Source organism: Mycobacterium sp. (assembly GCF_019243155.1).
Classification (GTDB): domain Bacteria; phylum Actinomycetota; class Actinomycetes; order Mycobacteriales; family Mycobacteriaceae; genus Mycobacterium.
In genome coordinates, this window is record NZ_JAFAUS010000103.1 from 1 (window position 1) to 2655 (window position 2655).

Annotated in this window: 3 protein-coding genes; 2 read left to right on the forward strand and 1 reads right to left on the reverse strand. The window is 67.4% G+C overall.

All coding sequences use genetic code 11. The features are described 5' to 3' along the window. On the forward strand, positions 1-682 hold a 682-nt coding region (locus tag JOZ00_RS05315), incomplete at its 5' end, for a DoxX family protein (RefSeq protein ID WP_293340724.1). 14 nt (positions 683-696) lie between these two features. On the opposite strand, the gene JOZ00_RS05320 is transcribed toward JOZ00_RS05315, so the two are convergent. Then, positions 697-1035, reverse strand: coding sequence for a PH domain-containing protein (locus JOZ00_RS05320; protein WP_293340727.1), 339 nt, complete (start codon positions 1033-1035; stop codon positions 697-699). Between the two features lie 396 nt (positions 1036-1431). Between JOZ00_RS05320 and JOZ00_RS05325 the strand changes: the two genes are divergently transcribed. After that, a partial coding sequence (locus JOZ00_RS05325; RefSeq protein WP_293340730.1) for a thiamine pyrophosphate-binding protein occupies positions 1432-2655 on the forward strand: 1224 nt, incomplete at its 3' end.

Consider the following 2655-nt stretch of genomic DNA (forward strand, 5'->3'; position numbering starts at 1 on the left):
CCCGCCCGCGGGGACCCGCGCAACCGCCCATTACGGCATGCTCGACCAGCAGGACGCCTTGCCCTACGTCCAGCCGCAGTCGTCGGCCCGGCACGCGAGCGCCGAACCCGCCGAGATCGACGGCGACGAACACCACGGCAAGTTGCAGGACGTCGGCCGGCGCGGAACACAGCACCTCGGTTTGCTGGTTCTGCGGGTCGGGCTGGGAGTGGTGCTCGCCGCCCACGGCTTGCAGAAGCTGTTCGGCTGGTGGGGCGGCACGGGAGTGACGGCATTCAGGAACTCACTGTCCGACGTCGGCTACCAGCATGCCGACATCCTCGCCTACGTCAGCGCCGGCGGCGAGGTCGTGGCGGGTGTGCTGTTGGTGCTCGGGCTGTTCACCCCGGTGGCCGCGGCCGGTGCGCTGGCATTCCTGATCAACGGCATGCTGGCGACCCTGTCGGCCAAGCCGCATTCGCACTCCTTCTCGTACTTCCTGCCGGACGGGCACGAGTACCAGATCACGCTCATCGTCATGGCCGTGGCGGTCATCCTGGCCGGGCCGGGTCGGTACGGCCTCGACGCGAGGCGGGGTTGGGCGCATCGTCCGTTCATCGGCTCGTTCGTCGCCCTGGTGGTCGGCATCGCCGCCGGTGTCGGGGTGTGGGTGCTGCTCAACGGCGTGAACCCGATCGGCTGAGGCCTGCTGGCCCTTCATCGGTAGGGGTTGGGCACCCGTCCCGAGCTCACCTCGGTCAGCTGCGGCAGCGTCGCGAACGTCACGGCCGGCAATCGCAGGTCCTCACCGCTCTCGAGGTGGGCGCGCGCCCAGGAGCCCCGGTGAAAGCGCAGCCCCTCGATGTCGCCCCAGCCCACCGACTTGCTTCCGACCAGCGTGCGAACGGTCACGCCCTGCTCGTCGGCCACGGTGCGTAACCGGAAGATCAGGGCCGACAAGACGACCGGGATGGCGAGCAGCGGCGCGGACGGCGGCCACGCCGTCACCGGAATCAATAGACCCAGCGCCAGGAATCCGACGGCGAAATGCGCCATCGGCGACACCTTGATCACGAGGGGTGTTTGCGAGGGTGTTCGGGACGACGAACCGGTGGCCACCCGACCATCATTTCACCCGGTGCATCGGGCGGGTCGCGGCGACAGAGCGGACGGCGACGGATTTGACGGTTGAGCTGTGCGAAGGCTACCGTCGAACATTATGGATACCGCCGGAAAGCCCGGAATGCTCGTAGTAATTAGTCGGCGCGTTGGTGCCTGACTAATACGTCAGCATTTGAGCGATCCAGCACCAACGCGCAACCCTCGTGCAGCAGCTGAGCTGTCGGGGGTTTTTTGTTGCCCATAGCGAAGACTCCCAGACTGAATAAGGACCAAAGGACAGTGAGCGCACCCACCAGGCAGCAGGCCACCCAGACGTCGAGTGCGGCCGACATCGCCTCGGACGCGGTCAAACCCGAGGCGAAGCCCCCGGCCCAACCGAAACACGTTGCGCCCGAGCAGGTTACCGGCGCGCAGTCGGTGATCCGGTCGCTCGAGGAACTCGACGTCGACGTCATCTTCGGTATCCCCGGTGGGGCGGTGCTGCCGGTATACGACCCGCTGTTCGACTCGAAGAAGCTGCGCCACGTGCTGGTGCGCCACGAGCAGGGCGCCGGCCATGCCGCCAGCGGCTATGCGCACGCCACCGGCAAAGTCGGTGTGTGCATGGCGACGTCCGGCCCGGGTGCGACGAACCTGGTCACGCCGCTGGCGGACGCGCAGATGGACTCGATCCCCGTGGTCGCCATCACCGGTCAGGTCGGCCGCGCGCTGATCGGCACCGACGCCTTCCAGGAAGCCGACATCTCGGGCATCACGATGCCGATCACCAAGCACAACTTCCTGGTCCGCTCCGGCGACGAGATACCGCAGGTGATCGCCGAAGCGTTCCACATCGCCTCGTCCGGCCGCCCGGGCGCGGTCCTGGTCGACATCCCGAAGGACGTCCTGCAGGGCCAGTGCACCTTCAGCTGGCCGCCGCGCATGGACCTGCCCGGCTACAAGCCCAACACCAAGCCGCACAACCGGCAGATCCGGGAGGCCGCGAAGCTGATCGCGGAGGCCCGCAAGCCGGTTTTGTACGTGGGCGGCGGCGTCATCCGCGGTGACGCGACCGAGCAGTTGGCCGAACTGGCCGAGCTGATCGGCATCCCCGTCGTCACCACCCTGATGGCGCGCGGGGCCTTCCCGGACAGCAATCGTCAGCACATGGGCATGCCCGGGATGCACGGCACCGTCGCCGCGGTGGCGGCGCTGCAGCGCAGCGACCTGCTGATCGCGCTGGGCACCCGCTTTGACGACCGGGTGACCGGAAAGCTCGACACGTTTGCGCCCGAAGCCAAGGTCATTCACGCCGACATCGACCCCGCCGAGATCGGCAAGAACCGGCATGCGGACGTGCCGATCGTCGGTGAGATCAAGGCGGTCATCACCGCGCTGATCGAGATGCTGCGTCACCATGAGGTGCCGGGCAATATCGACATGACCGAGTGGTGGGCCTATCTGGATGATGTGAAGTCCACCTACCCGCTGAGCTACGGTCCGCAAAGCGACGGCAGCCTCAGCCCGGAGTACGTGATCGAGAAGCTGGGCGAGATCGCCGGCCCCGACGCGGTG